The 21,392-nt window shown below is 44.8% G+C and carries 17 protein-coding genes, 7 tRNA genes, 1 rRNA gene, 5 pseudogenes and 2 other annotated features; of the genes and pseudogenes, 18 read left to right on the top strand and 12 right to left on the bottom strand.

Features of this window, described 5'->3' with window-relative positions:
- Positions 1-5 precede the first annotated feature (5 nt).
- Complete coding sequence (gerD, locus tag M654_RS23075) at positions 6-587, bottom strand: spore germination lipoprotein GerD (protein ID WP_026586039.1); 582 nt, start codon at positions 585-587, stop codon at positions 6-8.
- 113 nt (positions 588-700) lie between these two features.
- On the opposite strand from gerD, the gene M654_RS23070 reads away from it, so the two are divergent.
- A complete protein-coding gene (locus M654_RS23070) occupies positions 701-1,300 on the top strand; it encodes a KinB-signaling pathway activation protein (protein ID WP_026586038.1) in 600 nt (199 codons plus the stop codon).
- Between the two features lie 6 nt (positions 1,301-1,306).
- On the opposite strand, the gene pdaB is transcribed toward M654_RS23070, so the two are convergent.
- Positions 1,307-2,071, bottom strand: coding sequence for a polysaccharide deacetylase family sporulation protein PdaB (gene pdaB, locus M654_RS23065; protein ID WP_026586037.1), 765 nt, complete (start codon positions 2,069-2,071; stop codon positions 1,307-1,309).
- A 246-nt stretch (positions 2,072-2,317) separates the two neighbouring features.
- Between pdaB and M654_RS23060 the strand changes: the two are divergent.
- The 5 pseudogenes from M654_RS23060 to M654_RS23045 all read left to right on the top strand — a co-directional run.
- Positions 2,318-2,566: pseudogene (locus M654_RS23060) on the top strand (BRCT domain-containing protein); the annotation flags it as partial.
- Between the two features lie 36 nt (positions 2,567-2,602).
- Positions 2,603-2,914: pseudogene (locus M654_RS23055) on the top strand (PH domain-containing protein); the annotation flags it as partial.
- Positions 2,908-3,078, top strand: a pseudogene (locus M654_RS24475) (hypothetical protein); the annotation flags it as partial. The pseudogenes M654_RS23055 and M654_RS24475, both read left to right, overlap by 7 nt.
- Before the next feature lie 350 nt (positions 3,079-3,428).
- A pseudogene (locus tag M654_RS23050) lies at positions 3,429-3,869 on the top strand (ABC transporter transmembrane domain-containing protein); the annotation flags it as partial.
- Positions 3,865-4,404 (top strand): annotated as a pseudogene (locus tag M654_RS23045) (preprotein translocase subunit SecY); the annotation flags it as partial. The pseudogenes M654_RS23050 and M654_RS23045, both read left to right, overlap by 5 nt.
- Here M654_RS23045 and M654_RS23040 read toward each other — a convergent pair.
- Entirely contained in the window at positions 4,374-4,952 is a 579-nt protein-coding gene (locus M654_RS23040; RefSeq protein WP_236251234.1) for an urea transporter, read from the bottom strand. The pseudogene M654_RS23045 and the gene M654_RS23040 sit on opposite strands and share 31 nt — an antisense overlap.
- Positions 4,953-5,532: 580 nt before the next feature.
- Positions 5,533-5,872: a sequence feature (most likely nonfunctional fraction of RNA operon), on the top strand.
- A 15-nt stretch (positions 5,873-5,887) separates the two neighbouring features.
- Positions 5,888-6,150: a sequence feature (23S ribosomal RNA rRNA prediction is too short), on the top strand.
- A gap of 67 nt (positions 6,151-6,217) precedes the next feature.
- Between M654_RS23040 and rrf the strand changes: the two genes are divergently transcribed.
- The 3 genes from rrf (at position 6,218) to M654_RS23025 (ending at position 6,525) form a co-directional block, all read left to right on the top strand.
- A 5S ribosomal RNA gene (gene rrf, locus M654_RS23035) occupies positions 6,218-6,333 on the top strand.
- A 42-nt stretch (positions 6,334-6,375) separates the two neighbouring features.
- A tRNA-Asn gene (locus tag M654_RS23030) sits at positions 6,376-6,450 on the top strand.
- Positions 6,451-6,452: 2 nt separating this feature from the next.
- A tRNA-Thr gene (locus M654_RS23025) sits at positions 6,453-6,525 on the top strand.
- A 534-nt stretch (positions 6,526-7,059) separates the two neighbouring features.
- Here the strand turns inward: M654_RS23025 and M654_RS23020 are convergent.
- A complete protein-coding gene (locus M654_RS23020) occupies positions 7,060-8,235 on the bottom strand; it encodes a serine hydrolase domain-containing protein (RefSeq protein ID WP_026585601.1) in 1,176 nt (391 codons plus the stop codon).
- Positions 8,236-8,389: 154 nt separating this feature from the next.
- Between M654_RS23020 and M654_RS23015 the strand changes: the two genes are divergently transcribed.
- The 3 genes from M654_RS23015 (at position 8,390) to M654_RS23005 (ending at position 10,187) form a co-directional block, all read left to right on the top strand.
- A complete protein-coding gene (locus M654_RS23015) occupies positions 8,390-8,614 on the top strand; it encodes a WYL domain-containing protein (RefSeq protein WP_026585602.1) in 225 nt (74 codons plus the stop codon).
- A 118-nt stretch (positions 8,615-8,732) separates the two neighbouring features.
- Positions 8,733-9,710 carry a bile acid:sodium symporter family protein gene (locus M654_RS23010; RefSeq protein WP_026585603.1) on the top strand — a complete coding sequence of 326 codons (978 nt, stop codon included), beginning with the start codon at positions 8,733-8,735 and terminating at the stop codon, positions 9,708-9,710.
- Positions 9,711-9,770: 60 nt separating this feature from the next.
- Entirely contained in the window at positions 9,771-10,187 is a 417-nt protein-coding gene (locus M654_RS23005; RefSeq protein WP_372708730.1) for a DUF5391 family protein, read from the top strand.
- Between the two features lie 48 nt (positions 10,188-10,235).
- Here M654_RS23005 and M654_RS23000 read toward each other — a convergent pair whose 3' ends face one another.
- From M654_RS23000 to M654_RS22965, 8 genes are all read right to left on the bottom strand, one after another.
- Positions 10,236-11,105: a PhzF family phenazine biosynthesis protein gene (locus tag M654_RS23000; RefSeq protein ID WP_026585605.1), complete on the bottom strand. Its 870-nt coding sequence runs from the start codon at positions 11,103-11,105 to the stop codon at positions 10,236-10,238.
- Between the two features lie 123 nt (positions 11,106-11,228).
- Entirely contained in the window at positions 11,229-12,458 is a 1,230-nt protein-coding gene (locus tag M654_RS22995; protein ID WP_026585606.1) for an exo-beta-N-acetylmuramidase NamZ family protein, read from the bottom strand.
- Positions 12,459-12,470: 12 nt separating this feature from the next.
- The gene (locus M654_RS22990; RefSeq protein ID WP_026585607.1) at positions 12,471-14,387 is read right to left on the bottom strand and encodes a glycoside hydrolase family 3 protein; all 1,917 of its coding nucleotides are present in this window, start codon (positions 14,385-14,387) and stop codon (positions 12,471-12,473) included.
- A 15-nt stretch (positions 14,388-14,402) separates the two neighbouring features.
- Positions 14,403-15,758 carry a penicillin binding protein PBP4B gene (gene pbp4b, locus M654_RS22985; protein WP_026585608.1) on the bottom strand — a complete coding sequence of 452 codons (1,356 nt, stop codon included), beginning with the start codon at positions 15,756-15,758 and terminating at the stop codon, positions 14,403-14,405.
- A gap of 31 nt (positions 15,759-15,789) precedes the next feature.
- Complete coding sequence (locus M654_RS22980) at positions 15,790-17,157, bottom strand: PTS transporter subunit EIIC (protein ID WP_026585609.1); 1,368 nt, start codon at positions 17,155-17,157, stop codon at positions 15,790-15,792.
- Positions 17,158-17,171: 14 nt separating this feature from the next.
- Positions 17,172-18,029: a MurR/RpiR family transcriptional regulator gene (locus tag M654_RS22975; RefSeq protein ID WP_026585610.1), complete on the bottom strand. Its 858-nt coding sequence runs from the start codon at positions 18,027-18,029 to the stop codon at positions 17,172-17,174.
- Between the two features lie 16 nt (positions 18,030-18,045).
- Entirely contained in the window at positions 18,046-18,963 is a 918-nt protein-coding gene (gene murQ, locus M654_RS22970; protein ID WP_081692805.1) for an N-acetylmuramic acid 6-phosphate etherase, read from the bottom strand.
- A gap of 174 nt (positions 18,964-19,137) precedes the next feature.
- Positions 19,138-19,590, bottom strand: coding sequence for a 2-thiouracil desulfurase family protein (locus M654_RS22965; protein ID WP_026585612.1), 453 nt, complete (start codon positions 19,588-19,590; stop codon positions 19,138-19,140).
- 173 nt (positions 19,591-19,763) lie between these two features.
- Here M654_RS22965 and M654_RS22960 point away from each other — a divergent pair.
- The 6 genes from M654_RS22960 to rocF all read left to right on the top strand — a co-directional run bounded on the left by M654_RS22960 (position 19,764) and on the right by rocF (position 21,331).
- Positions 19,764-19,838: transfer RNA gene (locus M654_RS22960), tRNA-Glu, on the top strand.
- Between the two features lie 81 nt (positions 19,839-19,919).
- Positions 19,920-19,995 (top strand) — tRNA-Val (locus M654_RS22955).
- Positions 19,996-20,047: 52 nt separating this feature from the next.
- Positions 20,048-20,120: transfer RNA gene (locus tag M654_RS22950), tRNA-Thr, on the top strand.
- A gap of 9 nt (positions 20,121-20,129) precedes the next feature.
- Positions 20,130-20,214, top strand: a tRNA-Tyr gene (locus M654_RS22945).
- 4 nt (positions 20,215-20,218) lie between these two features.
- Positions 20,219-20,290: transfer RNA gene (locus tag M654_RS22940), tRNA-Gln, on the top strand.
- A gap of 126 nt (positions 20,291-20,416) precedes the next feature.
- On the top strand, positions 20,417-21,331 hold the full coding sequence (gene rocF / locus M654_RS22935; protein WP_026585613.1) for an arginase: 915 nt from the start codon (positions 20,417-20,419) through the stop codon (positions 21,329-21,331).
- Positions 21,332-21,392 lie beyond the last annotated feature (61 nt).

The following is a 21,392-nucleotide window of genomic DNA, read 5'->3' as shown; positions in this document are numbered from 1 at the left end:
AGCGTTTAGCTTTGTTTTTCCTCGCCGCCCTTTAATTCTTCCTTCATGCTTTCGGCGGCCGCTTTCTTCAGTTCTTCTTCAAACTGCTTTTTATAAAGGGGACTTGTAAGAGTTTCGGTTATTACTTCTTTAAGATGGGTTCGAAATTCTTGGCTCTTGACCAGTTCGCCGTATTTTTTGGCCATTGCCGGATCCTGCATGACCTCCATGAGCATTTTTTGATAGTCAGGGTCTTTCATCAGCTTTTTGAGTACCTTTTCATGCTCATTTTCAAGCGTTTTGGCAAAGCCTTCAGCGAACTTCGGGTCTTCAAAAACTTTCTTCCAGAACTCGGTTCCCTTTTTTGAAGTCAGTGTTTTTTCGACGGTCTCTTTGACGGTCTTTTCATCCATTACAAGTGTTTCATTCAATTTGTCATCATTTAAAATTTCCTGAATCGCCTTTTTTCCGTCATCTGTTTTTAATATATCGACAACCATTTTTTTTGTTTCCTCATAGTCCAGCTCAGCTGCTTGGTCCTTGGGAGCACAAGCTGTTACAGATAGAAACAGAAAACAGCTTATCCATAGCATTGCGTGTTTGAACATGCTTAAGCTCCTTTCGAAAACTCTTCTTACTTTTAATATGAATGTCTTTGATGAATTTATACATAACAAAATATCGCTGCATGAAGCGGCAATTTAGGGGTTGGAAAGTCTAAATGAAAAGCCGTAATCTTGTCCGATTTTTCTTTTCTGTGTTAGGTGTTGGAGCATTGACTACAAGCATTGTCGGTTTTGGGATAGAGTGGGGAAGGTATAAGGAACTGTTTTTGTCCTTTGAGGTTCTTGAAATTCTTTCTGTTTTATTTTGGTTTATCGGGGTGGGCATGATCTTTAGTGTGATTGCCCAAATGGGGTATGTCATTTTTTTAACGATTCATCGATTTGCGCTTGAAATATTCAGATCCCATTCTTTGTGGAATTCCATTCAATTGTTTTTAGTTATATTTGTCACGTTCGATTTAGTGTATTTGCGTTATTTGTTTTTTGAAGAAGAAGGGGGAGCATTCATCCCGTATATTTGGCTGCCGTTGTTTATATTGGCGGTTGGACTTGTAGCAGCCTATATGAAACAAAAACAGTCCTCAAAAAAAACATTTGTTTCCGCGTTGTTTTTAATGGTCGTGTTTACGGTCTTGGAATGGTTCCCGGCGTTAAGGGTGAATGAAGAGGACTGGCTTTATTTAATGCTGCTCCCTTTATTAAGCTGCAACGCTTTTCAGCTTTTAATGCTGCCGAAATTCTTAAGTCGTACATAGCCTTTGTTATTTCACTTCGGAAGATTGAGCATCGGTATTGGAGATCAACTCGCTCACGGATACATTTTTGAGCCCCTTGCCCCGCAGATGATGGATGATCTCAGGCAGGGCTTCTTTTGTCTGCTTCGCCGAATCTGACGCATGAAAAAGAACGATGTCTCCTGCACTCACTGTGTCATTGACGTTTTGAACAATTTTCCGAACGCCCGGGTTCGTCCAGTCATCGGAATTGATACTATAATGTACGATAGTGTAGCCGTACTGTTTGGCGACATCAAGTACATCTTTATTGAACTGGCCGGTAGGCGGTCTGAGCAGAGTCAGGTCATCGATACCCAACTTTTGAAACGAATTTTGCGCCTTTGTCAGATCTTTTTTGATCTCGCTTTTCTTCATTTGCGAATAGTTTTTATAGGCATAGCCCATGCTGCCGATTTGATGGCCGTCTTTTTGAATTCTTTCCACGACATCCGGATGGCGTTCCGCCCATGAAGCGGAAATAAAGAAAGTGGCATCTTTTATTCCGTTTGCTTTTAATGTATTTAAAATCGGGATTGCTTTTTGGTCTCCCCAGCTGATATTAAATGTCAGGGCCACTTCATTGGAGTCCTTATCTCCCCGATACACTGCTTTTGATCCGCCGTCTGTTGAAAACACAGGAAGAGGAAGCAGGTTTTGCATATAAAAAAAACTGGCAGTGGCAAAAGCGGCAATCATAATAATGATCAGCTGCTTAATCCGTTTTATATGCCATACATAAAAATGGTTCACAGAAAAACTCCTCCTTGTCCATGCTGCTTTGTTTTCATCCTATGCTTGTTTAAAATAGAACATAACAATTATTCGTCATTAGAAAAAAATTAAAAACGTGGTTGACTTCATTTCTTTATGTATGGTATATTGTTATTCGTCGCTGATGAACAGCCGACATGAAAAAGCCCCAAAAAATAATTTCGAAAAAAATTATTGACAATACAGTGGGCTTGATGTTATATTATTAAAGCCGCTGAACAAGCGGCCGCCGAAGACAGCGATTCCTATTTTGCCGGAAAAACGATCGTGCTGACCGGTAAGCTCAGCGAGATGTCGCGAAACGACGCGAAAGCGGAAATTGAAGCGCTCGGGGGAAAAATCACAGGCAGTGTAAGCAAAAAAACCGATCTTATCATTGCCGGCGAAGCGGCAGGCAGCAAACTGGCCAAAGCTGAAGAGCTGAACATCGAAGTCTGGGATGAAGCAAGGCTGATCAGTGAGCTAAAGAAATAAGAGGAGTGTGTTCTATTGAAAAAGATATTATGTTTGGCGGCTGCTGCGGGTGTGCTGATTTTCCTTTTTTTGATTGCAAGCAGCATAATCAAATGGCGGAAATTCACCTATCGGATTGAGGAGGATGAACTGCGGATCGAGGAAGGTCTGATCACCAGAAAGAAAAGGTACATTCCGATTGAGCGCATTCAAACGATCAACACGAGCGCGGGTCTCATCCAGCAAATGTTTAAGCTTGTCAAGCTTCAGGTCGAAACGGCCGGTGACGGCAAAGAAGCGGAAGTGTCCCTTGTCGCCATCACACAGGAAGAAGCTGACAATATCCAGCAGGTTCTGTTTGACAGGCAGGGGTTTATAAAAACCAAGGAAAAGGGTATCAAACATATCAATGGAACGGAAAGATCAATGATACAACCGCCCTTAAACCGGGCAAATATCATATGCTCGCTTACGCCTCTTCTAAAGGAAAATCAAGCTATGTGCTGACAGAGGAGCCGTTTATCGTCGAATAATGGGAAGCCTTGTTGAGAGTCACTCAACAAGGCTTTTTTATGTTAAAATACGGATAATCAAACCCCCTCGCGTTCACAGGAGAAGCCCTTCTCTTTAAAACGCGAAAAAATCCAATCGGAGGATTTCGCTTATATGCTTTCATTTCTCGTATTATTCGGCTTATCCTTCATGTTCAAGGTCATGTTTTTTGTTCCTTTCTCATTTGTAACTACACAAGTTACATTATGTAATAATAATAGTTACACCTCTTTCATCTGTCAACCTTAAAGTTAAATAAAAAAACGGCAGGCTTGGAAACCTTTTGCCGCCTATCTCGTAGTATGATTCGTTACAGAAAGGAGGCAAGCAAATGAAAACAGAGAACAAACCAACCAGCATAAAACCGTTCTTCTCATTGATTCTCTCATCCAACGTCCCTAAACTCGCATTAGCAATCGGCTTAAGCACAAGCCTGATTACGACATTGGTGGGGCTGTCCATCCCGCTTTTAACGAGGGAAATGGTTGACGGCTTTTCCGCCCAATCGATCAACATCGCCTTAGCGGGAATCCTCGCGCTCGTTTTTATCATTCAAGCGATTTGCGACGGGTTTTCCACCTATTTTCTTGCCTATGCCGGGCAAAAAGTCGTCGCTTCCTTGCGTGAGCGGATGTGGTTTAAATTGCTGCGACTCCCCGTTCGGTACTTTGACGAAAAGACGAGCGGCGAAACCGTCAGCCGCGTTGTCAATGATACCGGCATCGTGGAAGACTTAATATCCGACCATTTTCCGCAATTCATTTCAGGGATTCGGTACTTATTTGACCATTGCGATTGTGCTGACTGCCGGAACTGCTTTTTTAATGTGGCTGGGAGAACAAATTACGTCCCATGGAGTTGGTAATGGAATATCGATTATCATCTTCGCCGGTATCGTTGCCGGTATTCCGCAGACGGTCAATCAGATCTACGCTCAGCAGTTTACAGACGCTGGAGATCAGTTGTTCTTGCAAATCTTAAAGGTTGTCATCATATTGGTTGCGATTGTGGCGATTGTCGTTGGCGTGATTTTTATCCAACAGGCAGTAAGAAAAATCTCAATTCAATATGCGAAAGGTTCAGGCCGTTCACCGGTTCCTGGCGGTCAGTCAACACACTTGCCGCTGAAGGTTAACCCGGCGGGTGTTATTCCGGTTATCTTTGCTGTTTCGTTTATCATTACACCGCGGACCGTGGCTTCATTCTTTGGTACCAACGATGTGACGAACTGGATCCAAAAAACGTTTGATTACACGCATCCGGTTGGAATGGCGATCTATGCAGCACTGATGATAGCAACTGCATTTCCGATAACTGTATATAGTCCTAGTTTTCTTCCTGCCCAACATACGGCGAGGAATACTAAAATCCCAGATACTGTGTTACTAAGAAAAAATACTTGTCCAATTCCATGAAAGACCCCGTCTATTAAATTGACTTCACCTGCTGTCTTTAGTTCCCAGTGTGTTAAATCCTGAGGTACCAGGGCAGAACTTAATCTAATCCCTTTTAATTTGTATGAAGCTAATAATATAAACCATGTCAGGATAACAAAGGGGAATGTAAGAATTGGAACTTCGGTTCTTTTCGTAAAATGCATCATGGCGGCTGTGAAGATGGCTGCTGCGGCTGCCCCAATTAAAGCGATAAGCCACATGTAAGGGCCAGTTAAGAATGATGCCAATGCCATTCCAGTTAACACAGAATTATATCCTAACAAACCCTGATTTATATTCTTTTCATCTGCCGCCCCCAATTTCCCTGCTAAGGTGCCGATAATAGCGGACAACAGAGCAATTATGCCTAAATAATAAGAAGAAACAGTGATGGCTATCAGAATTAGAAAGCCGGTCATTACATTCTCAATCAGGATGACTTGAGAGATGCCTTTGAGAGAAGCTGTTATTAAAGGGAAAAACACCCCCTCGCTTAATAAATGATGCTTGTTTTTTTGCATCATGTATCATCTCCTTCTTTTCAACTTAAATATCTACAGTATATCATATGTAAATTTTTAAATATATAAATTGACATATATGTAAGAAATGATATACTCATTTCAAATGGAAGCGGGGAATCAAGTATATTTTCAGTTTGAATAACAGGTGGCCAATCTTATCCTGTATTTGTGAAGGTAAATCCAATGGTTTCCAGCATGGTTTTTTGGCAGTTGTCTCTTTGCACAACAGGCAGGAAACACTTGATTTTTAGGCGCTGTCAGGTCGGAAATATGAATATGAAGAAGAGAAATTGTTTGGTTTCTATGAAGATGAAGAATGATCTTAATATAAAAACCCACTTATAGAGTGGGTTTTTATATATTGTGGGAATATCAAAACAGCCGGACCATAAAGCACACTCTTTTCTTGTTGATGCAAAGAGCCCTCCGATCTTATTCTAACAGTGATGCATGCCATCCTCTCTCTTATAAGCCCTCGATCGATTAGTATCTGTCAGCTCCATGTGTCGCCACACTTCCACCTCAGACCTATCAGCCTGATCATCTTTCAGGGATCTTACTTCCTTAACGGAATGGGAAATCTCATCTTGAGGGGGGCTTCATGCTTAGATGCTTTCAGCACTTATCCCGTCCGCACATAGCTACCCCGGGGATAACAGGCTTATCTCCCCCAAGAGTCCACATCGACTGGGAGGTTTGGCACCTCGATGTCGGCTCATCGCATCCTGGGGCTGTAGTCGGTCCCAAGGGTTGGGCTGTTCGCCCATTAAAGCGGTACGCGAGCTGGGTTCAGAACGTCGTGGGACAGTTCGGTCCCTATCCGTCGCGGGCGTAGGAAATTTGAGAGGAGCTGTCCTTAGTACGAGAGGACCGGGATGGACGCACCGCTGGTGTACCAGTTGTTCTGCCAAGGGCATCGCTGGGTAGCTATGTGCGGACGGGATAAGTGCTGAAAGCATCTAAGCATGAAGCCCCCCTCAAGATGAGATTTCCCATTCCGTTAAGGAAGTAAGATCCCTGAAAGATGATCAGGTTGATAGGTCTGAGGTGGAAGTGTGGCTACACATGGAGCTGACAGATACTAATCGATCGAGGGCTTAACCAAATGAATGTCTTACGACACCGTTATCTAGTTTTGAGAGAACACCTCTCAAATAAGGTTTGGTGGCGATAGCGAAGAGGTCACACCCGTTCCCATGCCGAACACGGAAGTTAAGCTCTTCAGCGCCGATGGTAGTTGGGGGCTTCCCCCTGTGAGAGTAGGACGCCGCCAAGCCATTTATATATTTTACCTTGCATGAAATGAAGCTTAATTTATTCCGCAGTAGCTCAGTGGTAGAGCAATCGGCTGTTAACCGATCGGTCGTAGGTTCGAATCCTACCTGCGGAGCCAATGCTTCCATAGCTCAGCAGGTAGAGCACTTCCATGGTAAGGAAGAGGTCAGCGGTTCGAGCCCGCTTGGAAGCTTAATAAAAACTGACGATCTGGTTTCTCAAGAATGAGAAAGCTTTTTTTGTTTTGATGATGAATTATACAGCGGTCGCTTTAACGTAAGGTTTAAACAAACGTTTAAATAAGTGATCACAATAGGGAAGAATCCTCAAATCACGGTCTCTTGTTAAAAGCTAGAGGCCGTGTTTTTGTTTTGCCAGCAATAATTAGGTTATCGGGAAGTTTTCCTTATGTGTTATTTGTAGTGGGAATATATTCTGAACCCTCGTTAGAGAAAAGACAAAAGCAGGCACGATGCCTGCTTTTGTTATCCGGAGCCAAATAATACGATTGCCGCTATTTCTAAAACCAAGAGATAGATCATGTACCTGCCGTATTTGAATATTTCCTGATCGAAATGCTTTTGGCCTCTAAAAGTCCAAACAAATAAGCCTAAAACTGTGATGACAAGCAGTAATTTGCTAATCGTTAAAGCTGACATTCTAAACAACCCTCATGTCTTTTTAGTCTTATTACTTCTTCGACGAAAGCGAATAAATCCCTTTCAATTTAAGATCCGTTTAAAATAGAGAAGATGCGATTGTTGACGGTCCCAAATGATTTAATATTATTTTGGATATTGGAAAAGAGTATCACGTATCTGTCCCCTGTCAGGCTGAAGCTGTTTAAAATATTATACCCGGGCATCACGCCGTGGCTTGAATAGCTTCCCGGAGAAATATAAAAGCCCATCCCGTATGTGGCTTTGTTTGGCGTAAACATTTTTGTGAAACTTTTATCGCTAATAATTTTTCTGTCGTAAAGCGCCTTATCAAACAAGTACATGTCATAAGCGGTCATGTATATATCCCCTGCTCCGTAAAGCTGTGATAAATCAGGCATATCAGGCGTATACAGCTTTTTAAGTGCATTGAGCTTATAACCTGTTGACTGGTAAGACTGATCGGAAAAGGTTTTATAAAACCCTGCATGCTTCATGCCGGCAGGTTTAAAAATATGTTCTTCGACATATTGATCTAAAGGTTCGCCGCTTACCTTTGAAACAATGTAAGCCAGAACAGAATAGTTGGAGTCTTTGTAATTCCATTGTCCGGGCCCTGATTTAACCCCGCGATCCTCAATGTCTTGTATAAGGTCGTCTGGTGAAATATAGCCAGTGCCTTCTTTATGCCCGCGAATGCCTGATGTGTGTGTCAGAAAATGATAGAGGGTGATGTTTGTGCCATTTGGAAAATCCGGAAGGTATAACGAAACCGGGTCGTTTACTGACAGCAGTCCTTTTTCTTCAAGCTGAAGAATGGCAGTTGCAATAATCGCTTTTTGAGAAGAACCGATATAAAAGACGGTATCCGGCGTATTCGGCACCTGTTGTTTCCGGTTTGCATACGAATAGCCCTTGCTTGTAACAACTTCTCCTTTGTCTACAATCAGTGCTGTACCGCTGAATTCAATGCTTTTTAAATAGTCGTCCAATTGTGCATTATCATTTTTTGTTATGATATGACTTTGTTTTTCTTCTTTTTTCTTATGAGACGTGCTCTTTTTCTTCTCTGGTTTTGTTTGTTTTTCAGTTGCCTGCACATGATGTTCCTGTTGATCATTTGGGGCTTTTGGAAAAGCGATATAAATTAATCCGCAAATAAGGAGAGAGGCGAAAATGAGCAGTCTCCGATTTCTGTTATGCCTTTTTCTTTTTTTTATTCGTGTTCGGTACGTTCTTGACATGGCGGTACTCCTTCTAAAAGATGTGACGTATTTACTGACGCATGATCTCCTTAAAAAGTTTCTTATTTACTGCTAAAATTTTCATGTGTGCCAAAATTTACTCTTGAAACAGAACGAGTGTTCGTATAAAATAATATATGAAAGGAGTGAGAAGATGCAAAACATGCTGCAGCGGGCCATGGAAGACTGTTTTCCGGTCGATATCATTTATATGAAGAAAAGCGAATTCACAAAAAGGACGATTCTCGTTAAACAAATCAAAAATGGTTATGTGAAGGCATTCTGTTTCCAAAAGCGCCAGATCAGAATGTTTAAAAGCGAGGCCATTTTGGCTGTGCTTCCGCATAAAAAAAGAACAAATCCGGCTTATTATGCATAGATACGTGTTCTCCTCTGTACACAGTCTTCCGCTTATTCAATCCCTTCCTGTTTTAATATTCCATCTTTTGTTATAATTAATGTAAATATGTTTTAAAGAGAGCGGGCGTTTTACACCTATGCTTCAGACCATCAATCAAACACTTGGAAAAATAATGCCTTTACTGACGCCTGTCAGCGTTGTCAGCGGGGTGCTGCTGTCAGCCTATTTAAATGGGTTTGCGGATTTTGTACCGTGGATTTTTGCTTTTATGACGTTTGCCGGAAGTTTGGCAGCCAACTTTCAGTCTCTAAAGGCAGCGGTGATTCATCCCCTGCCAATGCTGCTGGCTCTGTTTGTTTTGCATATATTTATGCCGCTGTTGGCATTGGCTACGGGTCACCTTGTGTTTCATGGGGATTCATTAACGATTACGGGGCTCGTTCTTGGCGTTGTGATACCAACCGGTATAACAAGCATGATTTGGGCGGCCATGCATAAAGGGAATGTCGGCTTGACCCTGTCGATTATTTTAATTGATACAATCCTCTCTCCTTTTATTGTGCCGTTCAGCCTTTCAGTGCTTGCAGGTGCTCATGTGGAAATGGATGTGGCGGGGATGATGAAGGGCTTGTTCGGAATGGTTGTCATCCCTTCCTTGTTGGGCATGCTCGTCAATCAGTTTTCAGATCCGGAAAAAACAGCGCGATTAAGCGCCAATTGTGCTCCGTTTTCTAAAATCGGCTTGGCCCTCGTCGTTGCTATTAACAGCTCAGTTGTCGCTCCTTACCTGAAATCTGTTGACCTTCGGTTTTTAACAATAGCGGTGACGGTATTTTTAGTGGCCTTCACAGGCTATGTAACAGCGTGGCTATTAGGCAGGCTGTTGAAACGGCCGCAGGAGGAAATCACTGCTTTAATTTTTACTGGCGGCATGCGTAATATCAGCGCAGGCGCCGTCTTGGCCACCAGTTTTTTTCCGGCGAAAGTGGCCGTGCCGGTCGTGATCGGCATGCTGTTTCAACAAATATTGGCGGCGTTGTTTGGCCAAATGCTGGCAAGAAGCAAGTTGAAGAAATCGTGTCATGTCGATAAAAAAACGAGTCTGCCTTCATAGAAGGTCAGACTCAATGTTTCCGCCTGCAAGTTTAAATTGAAGTTCGTTAAGGAGAGAAAAATGATTAAAACGAATAAAGTAAGTGTGATGATCATGACTTTAATCTCTGCAGTCCTATTTTGTTCTTTGTTAGTCTCTGCTTCACTTTCCCCGCTTGCGGATTCAGGACCTAACGTTAATCAGTTTGGTTCATTAGGTATGTGGGCGGCAATGGCAACCGTTTTGCTATTTTATATGCTGCCTCTTATTGTATATATGATTGGAATTAATGCAATGAAGTTTGTGATGGCCGTTCTTTGCGGAATCGGACTATTGGCCGTTATTGCGATGATTCCAATTATTTTGATATTTGGAGCCTTTAGTGGAACGACGCCTTCATTATTAGGAATCATCGGTATCTGCATTGTGTTAGCCTTCGTGAATGTTATTTGGTTATTCGTCGCTTTTCGCCGGCCGTCAGTGAATACTTCTTTCTGATTTTGCCTCTTTACAGGCTTAAGACGAATAAAAAGACCCGCGCTATCTTCAAGTTCTCCAAGTTCCTTTTGCGATCAGGTGAACGTTTCCGCCGACATGGATCTCTATGCTGTTTTCCGTTGTTTGCGCTTCAATATAAAGCAGGGAAGGTCGGTTTATTTCAAACCCTTGTTCAGCCCTTATGCTGAGATGATTTTTACTTAAGTAACTGTTATGCAGTAAATATCCTGCGAGATCCCCGATTGCGCTTCCTGTTGCAGGATCTTCCGGAACGCTGAAACAGTCGCAAAATACCCGGGCATTGATGTCGTTTTGTTCATGATATGTTTCCGTAGAAAAAACGAGCAGACTGGCTTCTGTTTCTTTTATAAAAGCTTCATACCGTTCTCTGTTGACTTTGCATTTTTTAACTGCATTCAGCGAATTTAATGGAACAATAACCGCGGGAAGACCTGTGGAAACCTCCTGTATCGGGAAATTCGCGTCTATATCGCATATATCGATTCCCAGTACGCCTGCCATCATTTCTTTGTCAAAGGTTTTGTTAAACACAGGAGGGTTTTGTTTCATCCAAATGACCTGATCTTCACTTTTGTCAAACGTCACTGGAATGGCGCCAACTTCTACATTCAAAATGATCTTTGAAGAAAGTCCAGTTTCGATTTCATTTTGAATGATAAATGCTGTGCCCAATGTCGGATGGCCCGCAAACGGAATTTCTTTTTCCGGGGTGAAAATTCGGACGTCATACCCGCCGTTTCTCTGTTTTCCAAAAATAAATGTTGTTTCGGAAAAATTGATTTCCCTCGCGATTTTTTGCATCTCGTCACTCGATAGGTCCTTTTCGACTTTAAAAACAGCGAGCTGGTTTCCTGTGTATTTTGCCTCTGCAAACACATCTACAAGATAAAATTCCATGTTGAAATCTCTCCCCCTTAAAATGCCACTTCCTGCCTCAAGCAGTTTTACATATCTTACACGAGATGGGGGCTATTGAACAGTCTAAGCCTAAAAAATAAAGAAGAGCGCCTGCCGCTCTTCCTAATAAAGCAAATACTTGTTTCTGACATTCATAAACCGTTTCTGCTCCGCTTCATATTTTGCAACGGTGTCGTCTAATGAAGCACCTTGTTCAATCATTGTTTTGACCCATCCGTTGCCAATGAGGCGGTTGAAATGGCTGTTGGGGAGGAATTCAAAGTCGTTTGGATAAAGATCATGAATCGTTTTTATGATCGCGATGCCGGTTTTGACAGGCTGAAAGGCGGTGCGGTTTTTCACGTAAAGCTCAACACCGTGACACAGTTTGTTTTGATGCTTTGAAAACGTCGGTGTAAAGGATGCTGCTCTGAATACAACGCCGGGCAGCTTCAGGCTGTTTAGTTTGTCTGCCAGCTCTGTACTTTTCATGTAAGGTGCGCCTATGAGCTCAAAAGGCTTGGTTGTTCCTCTTCCTTCGGAAACGTTGGTGCCTTCGATTAAGCCTGTGCCGGGATAAACGATGCTTGTGTCAGCCGTCGGCATATTTGGAGAAGGAAGGACGAAAGGAAGCCCTGTATCCTCAAAAAACATCTTCCGTTTCCAGCCCTTCATTTTGATGACGGTTAAATCAGCTCCGATGTCAAACTCCCGGGTGAAAAACTTTGCCAGTTCTCCAGCTGTCATGCCGTGTATTAAAGGGATCGGATATCTTCCGATAAATGATGAATAATCAGGGTCGAGAACCGGGCCTTCCACTTTTGTGCCGCTTTGCGGATTTGGCCGGTCCAGTACGATAAACGGAATGTCGTTTTCTTTGGCTGCTTCCATTGCGTATGCCATGGTGTAGATATAGGTGTAAAAGCGTGTTCCGACGTCTTGAATATCAAAAAGAAGAACATCAACATTTTTCAGCATTTCCGGTGTGGGTTTTTTCGTATCACCGTAAAGACTGTAGACGGGCAGACCGGTTTTTTCGTCAATATATGATTCAACTTCGTCGCCGGCTTGCGCGTCTCCCCTGACGCCGTGTTCCGGGCCGAAAAGCGCTGTCAGCTCAATATCTCGGTCTTGGTAAAGCAAATCGATGCTGCTCGTCAACTCAGCATTTACACCGGTAGGATTTGTGATGAGCCCCACTTTCTTTCCTTTTAAAAAACGTTTCTTTTCTATGAGCACTTCGATGCCTGGTGAAACTTTCGCTTTCTTTTCTTTTTCCGGATAGGCAGCCGCCGCCGTCAGTGTGCTTAAGACAACCAATCCAGTGATCAGCCAAAACGCTTGTTTTTTCATTCAATCCCCTCCTTATCGAAGCGGTTTACCGTTTTTGAGATTTAATCCAAATCCATATTCGTACAAAATCTCCCCTGGCTTTGTAACGGAAGGGATGTCGACCGGCAATGTTCCTTTAGGTTTTGCTTTTCCGAAGATGACTTCAACACCCGCCGGGATGTTCGGCTGCCTGAACCGCCCGTTTGAATAGCCTTTAAATCCATACACCGCAATCACCGCCTGGGCTTCTTCAAAATTTGCCGTGTCATAGGGATTGCGAAGGCTCATGATGACAAATTTTTTCTGTTTGGATTGGGCGTATTTCATGGCTGCGCGCGGAAAAACAGTCGCCCATTTACTTGAGTCTTCAATGGTATCGTCGATGATTCCGTCGTTGACAACAGGGTCGTTTTTGACGACGTATGAGCCTGTAATGACATAATCAGCCTGGTCGATTTGTTTTTGGACATCTTCATTAAAGGTTTTCTCTGCAAAGGAATATTCGTTTAATACAACCTTTTTCTTGATGCTTTTGATTGTTTTCGAGATCGCTTTTGTTTGGTCTTCATAAGGAGCGAGAATGAGAATGGTGTCCCCTTTTTTTGGCTTAAACGGAAGGATGCGGCTGTTGTTTTTTAATACGGTGACGCCTTCTCTAGCCATTTTCATTTCCGCTTTCGCGTGTTTTGGATTGCCGACCGTTTTTAAAGCGTGTTTGATTTTTTTCTGAAGCGATTCGGATGACGCGCTGTCAAGGATGCCCCTTTTCAATTTGAGGGAAAGGATTCTTTCCACCGAGTGATTGATTTGTTCAACCGGAATCTCTCCTTGTCTGACAGCTTTGAGAAGGGCATCAAATACAGCGGCAAGGTTTTTTTCCGTCTCCAGGGATGTGACCTGTGCCGGCATCAGTGCGATGTCGACCCCTGCTTTGACGGCCATGACGACGGCTTCCTCCTGACCGAAATTGTCGGAGATGGCTTTCATGTTCAAGGCATCAGTCACGACAACGCCGTCAAAACCGAGATCTTTACGTAAAAGATCTGTCATGACTTTTTTGGAGAGTGTTGCCGGAACCATGATGTCTTTTCCGTCTTTTTTGCTTTTATAGGTTGTATCGTCAAATGCGGGGAACTGGACGTGCGCCGTCATGATCATGTCCATTCCGGCATTGATCGCTTGTTGAAATGGGACGAGTTCGACGCTTCTGAGCCGTTTTTCATCGTGTGGAACAAGCGGCAGGCCGTAATGGCTGTCAACCGCTGTATCGCCGTGGCCGGGAAAATGTTTCGCGGTGGCTGCGATTTGCTCGCCTTGAAGACCTTTCATTGTCTGGATGCCGAGCCGGGCGGCCAGTTCCGGTTTGGAGCTGTAGGAGCGGACGCCGATCACCGGGTTGTCGGGATTGTTGTTCACATCCAAGACAGGGCTGAAGTTGACGTTAATGCCCAATGCTTTTAATTCTTTTCCGATGATTTGTCCTGACCGGTAAGCGTTTTTCCTGCTTTTTGAAGCGCCGATCGCCATATTTCCGGGCAAGTTCGTGCCTGATTCCAGCCTTGTGACAATTCCCCCTTCCTGGTCAATTGCAATCAAAAGCGGAATATCCGGGCTCGCTTTTTGCAGACCGTCGGTTAATCGGACTGTCTGCTCAGTGCCTGTCACATTCTCTGCGAACAGAATCACGCCGCTGAGGTGATACCTTTGAATGATTCCGGCTACTTCCTCATTCATTCTCGTAAACCCTGTTGCGCTGGAATCGTCTTTTTTCTTCCAGTTCCTGAAATCAGGCATCAGCATCTGCCCGATTTTCTCTTCCAGTGTCATTGCGCTCACCATTTGTTGAATGCTCTGTTGCGATTGTTTTGCTTCCGCACCGGAAGTGCCAGGCTGCAATGCAAGGGATGACAGCAATACAATGACCAGTGTGCATCGAAAAAATGTTTTCATTCGGAGAATCGCCTCCTATTGATTGTTCAGCGCTTCATAAACAGCAGTGATCACACTGCCGTACTTTCCCGTTGAAAATAAATCACCCTCGAACTGATTCGGGTTTTTCGCAGGATCGATGACAGGTGAATGTTTTTTGTTGGTCAATAAGACAATCCCCAATTGATATGCTGGATCAATGATGGTGACAGTCCCCGTCCAGCCGGTATGTCCATATGCCCTGCTTGAGGCATGCTTTCCAAACATCCATTCCATATCGGTATTGCCGTTGAGACGCCACCCTAGACCATATGTTGCATCTGTTTTTGACGGTTTCGTAAACTGCGCAATAATCCTTTTGCTGAATAGCCGCTCCTCGCCGTATCCTCCTCCGTTCAGCATGACTTGGAGAAGCACCGCCATGTCATCTACTGTTGAAAATAGACCGGCATGCCCAGAAATGCCCTCCATCGAGTAAAACGCTTTTTCGTCGTGAACCTCCCCTTGTAATGTATATGTTCGAATATTGGGAAACCATACCGTTCCGTCTCTCGTATTTCCCATTAACTCTGTGGCGGCGAATTGGGCAGGCTTAAATCCCTTTTTTAGAGGATTGAACATGGTATGCCGCAAACCGAGAGGACGGTAAAGTCGATTTTCCGTATAATGATCTAAAGGCTGGCCTGTGATTTTCTCGATGACGAGTCCGAGCAGCATATAATCGACGTCGCTGTAAAGCTGCTTTGTGCCTGGTTCATATGCCAAGGGGGTTTTTGAAAGAAAGGACAGCGTTTTCTCCCGCGTTTGGGAATAAAGCCTGCCAGCCGTATTTGGATCGTAGTAGTTCCAGCTTGCCGGGAATCCTGCCGTATGATGAAGCAGGTCTATCACCCGAATTCGATTCTTTCCTTTGATGATGTCTTCGGGCCGGTCTTTAAATTCGGGGATATAGCGCGAGATTTTCGCATTTAGATCAAGCTTTCCGCTGCTAGCCAAATGCTGTAAAGCGAAGTTGACGGCATACATTTTTGTGTTGGAAGCCAGGTCGAACATCGTATTTGTTTTCATCTTTCTCGGATGTTTGAGCGGATTGAGTCCGTTGTATTTTTGCTTGTAACCGTATGCTTCTTTTTTTACGATCTTTCCGTCTTTGATGATGATAAGCGCAGCGCCGGGGAAACCTTTGCTGATATCCTGCTCGATTAAATCGTCGACCTGTTTTAGTTTTTCTGAAGAAAAGCCGGCTTCTTCAGGCTGCTTTGCTTTCTTTAAGGTGGGGTATGTCTGCTGCTGCCTGTCCTTAGCTATTGTCGTCTCAGCGGAAACTGAGGAAGGCAGAATCAATGAAAGAGATAAGAAGGCTGCGATGCTTCCGGTGATCCATTTTCTCATGCCGACACTCCTTTTTTGTTTAAACAAACGTTTAATCAAATTCAACGGCCATTTCGTCGTTGAAGCCAAAAGCATATGTGAAAAGAAATCCGGCGGCATACGAAATCAATAAACCGACCACGTACAGCAAGATTTGATGTGTATGAACAAGGAACGAAAGAGGGAGTCCTGAGACGCCGATTGATACGGTCGCGATTTTGAAATAGGCTTGAAATGCTCCGCCGATTCCCGCCCCAAGGCAAGCGGTCAAAAACGGCCGTCCAAGCGGAAGGGTCACACCGAATATCAGCGGTTCTCCGATGCCGAGCAAACCTGACGGGAGACCGCCGCCAATCGCTCTTTTTAACCTGGCTTTTTTCGTTTTAAAGTAGATGGCAAAAGCGGCCCCTACCTGACCCGCGCCTCCCATGGCCAAAATCGGCAGCAGAGGATCGTCTCCGATGGAATTGATCAATTCCATATGAACGGGTGTCAGTCCCTGATGCAGCCCGGTGACAACGAGCGGGAGAAATGTGGCGCCCAATATGAATCCCGCTGCAATGCCGCCAATATTTAATATGGCTAAAAGTCCTGAAGTAATTGCGTCTGATATAAAGCCGCCGACAGGCATGAAGATGACGTAGGTGACGATTCCTGTGAGAAGAAGGGAGACTGTAGGTGTCACAATGATATCAAGTGAATGAGGGGTGCGGCGCCTGACTCGTTTTTCGATAAAAGCGATAAAAGCGGCAGCGAACAAAACGCCGATCAAACCGCCCCTTCCAGGGAGCAGGGCTTCACCGAACAGTTTAATGTCGCCTGCGGCAGGGTTCATGATCAATATCCCTGCGAGACCGCCGAGCGCCGGGGAACCGCCGAATTCTTTCGCTGTATTTACCCCGACGAGGATGCCCAAATAAGCAAACAAACCTGAGCCGATGACTGTTAAAATGATTGCGGGCTGAGACGTTTCGGCAAGCCAGCCGGCTTGGACAACGGCTTTTGTAATTCCGGTAATTAAGCCGGAGGCAACAAGCGCGGGGATCAGCGGAATAAAAATGCTTGCGATTCGCCGCAGAAACAGTTTAAAGGGTGTTGCGTTTTTCTTTGAGCGGGCCGCTTTATGTTTGGCAGCCGCCTCTTTTAAATCATCTTGTTCAGATGAAACCAGCAGCTTGCCAAATTCATCTGCAACACGCTGAACAACGCCAGTGCCAAGAATGATTTGCAGCGTTTCTTCTTCGACAACACCGATGACGCCTTCAAGCGCTTTGATCGATTCGATATTTGCCTTTTGACGGCTGACGGGTGTGATCCGCAGACGAGTCATACAATGGGTGAAGCCGGCGACGTTTTCTGCACCGCCGATTTGTTCTAAAATCTGCTTTGCCAGGATGGCGTATGTTTTGTTTCCGCTCATCACAGGTTCCCCCTTTAGTCATCCATTTTGCCTAGCAAGCTGATGGCCGCTTTTGTTTGATCAATATATTGAATGATTTCTTCGTATCGCTCAGCGGCCATTCCTAAAAACAACACATCGATCATATAAAGCTGAGTTAAACGAGAGGAGGTTGCGGCGCTTCGAAACGGCGCTTCATTTGAACATGATGTATACAGTATGATATCGCTTAATGAAGAAACGGCAGACTGGCCGAAGCGGGTTAATCCAATCGATTTGATGCCGTATCTTTTGGCAAGCTGTAATACATTAGCGACTTCCTGCGTTTCACCGGAGTGGGAGATGGCAAATACGATATCATGTTCATCCGCATTGGCGATTAATGTTGCGACAAGGTGCATGTCTGTAAAGGCGGTTGCTCTTTTATTAATTCTTAAAAATTTTTGCTGGGCGTCTTGTGCGACGATGCCGGAGGCGCCGATTCCGCAAAAGTGAATCGTATTTGCACCGATCAGTAATTGAATGGCTTTTTGCAGCTGTTCGTGATCTATGTTTTCACATGTATCGCGAATCGCCTGAATCGAATTGTTGGCCGTTTTTTGCACGATTGAGTAAAGCTGTTCTTGCGGTTCAATATCCCGGTATCCCTGATCAGTCGGTTTCATCAGGTCTCCGGCGACGCGCATTTTTAAGTCCTGGAATCCTTTCAGTCCGAGTGATTTGCACAGCCGGATCGCAGCCGCGCCGCTTGTCTTTGCCGAAGCGCTGACTTCGTGGATGGTGCTGTTTACGATGTCATGCGGATTTTCTAAAATGTACTCAGCTAGCTTCCGTTCGGACTGCGGCAGCTTGTGAAGCATGGTTCGAATGATTTCCAATCCTCCTGTAGCCATCATTTCTTCCTTTCCTTTAAGAGTGTTCTCCATGAATGGTTAATGCTTTTTCAATGCTGCCATCTGATTCTTTCAGCAGGTTTTGCGCCGTGGTTAGATCGGCATTTATTTTGAGCATGACGATTGCGGTTTTGACTTGATTTTCGGCAGCAGCCAATGCTGTTTCCGCTGTTTTTTGATCGGCCCCTGTGACAGTTTGGATGATTCGGATTGCGCGTTGTTTCAGTTTGGCATTGCTGACACTGACATCGACCATCAGATTCTCGTAGACTTTTCCCATTTGGATCATGGCTGTCGTCGAGATCATATTTAAGATCATTTTATGAGCAGTTGCCGCTTTCATTCTGGTTGATCCGGCAACGACTTCCGGTCCGACGACCACTTCGATCGCATGGTCGGCTGATTGGCTGATGGCAGAGCCTTTGTTGCAAGTGAGGGATACAGTTTTTGCGCCGATTTGTCCGGCATATTTCAGTCCGCCGTGAACATATGGGGTACGGCCGCTGGCGGCAATTCCGATGACCGTGTCGTTCTTAGAAAGGCGGATCGATTTCAGATCACGCACTCCAAACGTCTCACGGTCTTCGGCGCCTTCGACAGCTTCGAACATTGCTTTTTCCCCTCCGGCGATCACTCCTTTTACAGTATCTGGAGGGATGCTGAATGTCGGCGGACATTCAGCAGCATCGAGGACACCGAGCCGTCCGCTTGTTCCAGCGCCAATGTAAATGAGCCGTCCTCCTTTTTTCAGCGAATCGACCACATAGTCGACGGCTGTTTTGATGTCGGGCAGCACGGCTTCGACCGCTTCAGCCACTGTTTTGTCCTCTTCATTCATGATTTTGAGTATATCGATTGTCTCAGCTCGATGAATATGCTTCGTCTTTTCATTTCGGCGCTCGGTCGTTAAGGAGCTTAAATTGCTGTTTTCCATCAACAAATCCTCCTGACACAAATGCGAATGATTTCTTAATTTTCAGTATATTAACTCTGGAATTTTATTTCAACATGAAAAGAAAAATAATGAAATTTAGTTTTATAATGGTTCTGAATCAGTTGAAGAGCGAATAAAATAGAGCGCAGTTGCAGACTGCGCTCTGACGGGCATTTACAGCTCATCAAGCTGATGTTCGGAAACCACCCTGAAACCTTCTCTTTTCAGAAGGGCTGCTGTGATTCCGTTTCCGGCTACTTTTTGGCTGGAAAAGCTTCCATCGTATATGTGGCTGCTTCCGCAGGACGGACTGTTTTCTTTTAATACAACGGTGTCAGCCTGGATGTCCCTGGCGATTTCCAGCGTTTTGTAAGCGCCTTTTATATAAAGGTCTGTTACGTCCTCGCCTGACCTTGTGATGATGGCCGCATTTCCATTTAAAACATCTTCACCCGTCCCGCCGGATATTTCGGCGGGTTCCCTTGGAGTGGCAAAACCGCCGAGGACTTCTGGACAAACAACCGCTGCTTTCTTTTCTTGAACGAGTTTGTTGATCTTTTCGACATAGCTGTGCGTCCCGTTATAACGGCATTCAACACCTGCCAAACACGAGCTGACCAATATCATTCTGACGTTCCCCTCTCCTCTAAATCAGATATTCATATTTTATATCATCTCCCGTCTTTTTCAGCTGAAAAGTTGGAAAATAAAAATTTTAAATTACCCCTTTACAAATGGGGATGATCCTGTATATAATAACTTTTGTCAGCTTTACGAGAGCTGTCTGGACAAACGATTTTGGCCCGTTGGTCAAGTGGTTAAGACACCGCCCTTTCACGGCGGTAACACGGGTTCGAATCCCGTACGGGTCACCATTCTTTTTTGGACAGAAGAGGAAGGCATGCTAAAGGCGCAACATCCTGTTGCAACGCATGCACTTGTACGTCCTGTACTTCGGAGGATTAGCTCAGCTGGGAGAGCATCTGCCTTACAAGCAGAGGGTCGGCGGTTCGATCCCGTCATCCTCCACCATTTTTCGGAGCGGTCTTCACATCCGCACGAGTTAAAACATAAGATAAAATATGCCGGTCTAGCTCAATTGGTAGAGCAACTGACTTGTAATCAGTAGGTTGGGGGTTCAAGTCCTCTGGCCGGCACTGTTTTTTGGAGGGGTAGCGAAGTGGCTAAACGCGGCGGACTGTAAATCCGCTCCCTCAGGGTTCGGCGGTTCGAATCCGTCCCCCTCCACCATTTTTGGGCTATAGCCAAGCGGTAAGGCAACGGACTTTGACTCCGTCATGCGCTGGTTCGAATCCAGCTAGCCCAGTTTTTGGACATCCTGTGTCGGATGTCCTTTTTATTTTGCCTTTTTGTATAACTATTCAAAAACATGTCGTGTTGAGTCAATTTTGTATTGGACGGTACAATGAAGGTCTGAAAGGGGGATACACACATGTTAAAACAACGGATTTCAATGGTTGGTGTGCCGATGGATCTCGGACAGCTGAGGCGGGGAGTCGATATGGGACCGAGCGCGATCCGCTGTGCGGGGGTAAATGAACGTTTGGAATGCCTTTTCCGCGAGATTGAAGATTTGGGAGATTTGACAATCGGGCAGAGAGAGGATGAGAAGGAAGGCGGAGAAGAAGACGCGGAGGAATTACGAAATTTGAAAGCGATTACAAAAGCGAGTTTGAAACTTGCTAACACCGTTGACGAGATCGTTGCAAAAGATTCATTTCCTCTCGTGCTTGGCGGAGACCACAGCATTGCGATCGGCACGCTTGCCGGGCTTGCGAAACATTATCGAAATCTGGGTGTCATTTGGTATGATGCGCATGCAGACTTAAATACAAGGGAAACGTCTCCTTCAGGCAATATTCACGGAATGCCGCTGGCCATCAGCCTGGGGATCGGCCATAAGGAGCTGACCGGTCTCTGTGGAAAAGGTGCCAAAATCAAAGCGGAAAACATCGTCATCATTGGAGCGAGATCTCTTGATGATGGGGAAAAGAAATTGATCCGTGAAAAAGAAATCAAAGTGTATACGATGCATGAAATTGATCGCCTCGGTATGACGAAGGTGATGGAGGAAACGATTGATTATCTGCGTGACCGGACGGACGGCGTTCATTTGTCGCTTGATTTAGATGGTCTTGATCCGCATGATGCACCTGGCGTCGGGACTCCTGTAGCAGGAGGGATCAGCTATCGTGAAAGTCATTTGGCGATGGAAATGCTTGAGGAATCCAATTTGATTACATCGGCTGAGTTTGTTGAAGTCAATCCGATCCTTGATGAGAAAAACAAAACCGCGGAAGCGGCAGTTGCTTTAATGGGATCATTGTTTGGCGAAAAGTTACTATAAACATTACATTGGCAGCGGCTTACGGAGGCCGCTGTTATAATCGGCATATGTCTCGGATTCA

The organism is Bacillus sp. NSP9.1 (assembly GCF_000465465.2).
In the GTDB taxonomy this organism is placed as follows: domain Bacteria; phylum Bacillota; class Bacilli; order Bacillales; family Bacillaceae; genus Bacillus; species Bacillus sonorensis_A.
Note: the sequence above shows the minus strand (reverse complement) of the source record. Positions and strands in the feature narration are given on the sequence as shown.

Coding starts and splice junctions, on each gene's coding strand:
- M654_RS22980 (WP_026585609.1), bottom strand. CDS start 17,157: ATGAGCGGAAACAAAACATACGCCATCCTGGCAAAGCAGATTTTAGAA.
- M654_RS22995 (WP_026585606.1), bottom strand. CDS start 12,458: ATGAAAAAACAAGCGTTTTGGCTGATCACTGGATTGGTTGTCTTAAGC.
- M654_RS23070 (WP_026586038.1), top strand. CDS start 701: ATGAAAAGCCGTAATCTTGTCCGATTTTTCTTTTCTGTGTTAGGTGTT.
- M654_RS22975 (WP_026585610.1), bottom strand. CDS start 18,029: ATGGCTACAGGAGGATTGGAAATCATTCGAACCATGCTTCACAAGCTG.
- M654_RS23010 (WP_026585603.1), top strand. CDS start 8,733: ATGCTTCAGACCATCAATCAAACACTTGGAAAAATAATGCCTTTACTG.
- pbp4b (WP_026585608.1), bottom strand. CDS start 15,758: ATGAGAAAATGGATCACCGGAAGCATCGCAGCCTTCTTATCTCTTTCA.
- M654_RS23020 (WP_026585601.1), bottom strand. CDS start 8,235: ATGTCAAGAACGTACCGAACACGAATAAAAAAAAGAAAAAGGCATAAC.
- M654_RS23000 (WP_026585605.1), bottom strand. CDS start 11,105: ATGGAATTTTATCTTGTAGATGTGTTTGCAGAGGCAAAATACACAGGA.
- M654_RS23040 (WP_236251234.1), bottom strand. CDS start 4,952: ATGACCGGCTTTCTAATTCTGATAGCCATCACTGTTTCTTCTTATTAT.
- murQ (WP_081692805.1), bottom strand. CDS start 18,963: ATGGAAAACAGCAATTTAAGCTCCTTAACGACCGAGCGCCGAAATGAA.
- M654_RS23015 (WP_026585602.1), top strand. CDS start 8,390: ATGCAAAACATGCTGCAGCGGGCCATGGAAGACTGTTTTCCGGTCGAT.
- M654_RS22990 (WP_026585607.1), bottom strand. CDS start 14,387: ATGAAAACATTTTTTCGATGCACACTGGTCATTGTATTGCTGTCATCC.
- M654_RS23005 (WP_372708730.1), top strand. CDS start 9,771: ATGATTAAAACGAATAAAGTAAGTGTGATGATCATGACTTTAATCTCT.
- rocF (WP_026585613.1), top strand. CDS start 20,417: ATGTTAAAACAACGGATTTCAATGGTTGGTGTGCCGATGGATCTCGGA.
- gerD (WP_026586039.1), bottom strand. CDS start 587: ATGTTCAAACACGCAATGCTATGGATAAGCTGTTTTCTGTTTCTATCT.
- M654_RS22965 (WP_026585612.1), bottom strand. CDS start 19,590: ATGATATTGGTCAGCTCGTGTTTGGCAGGTGTTGAATGCCGTTATAAC.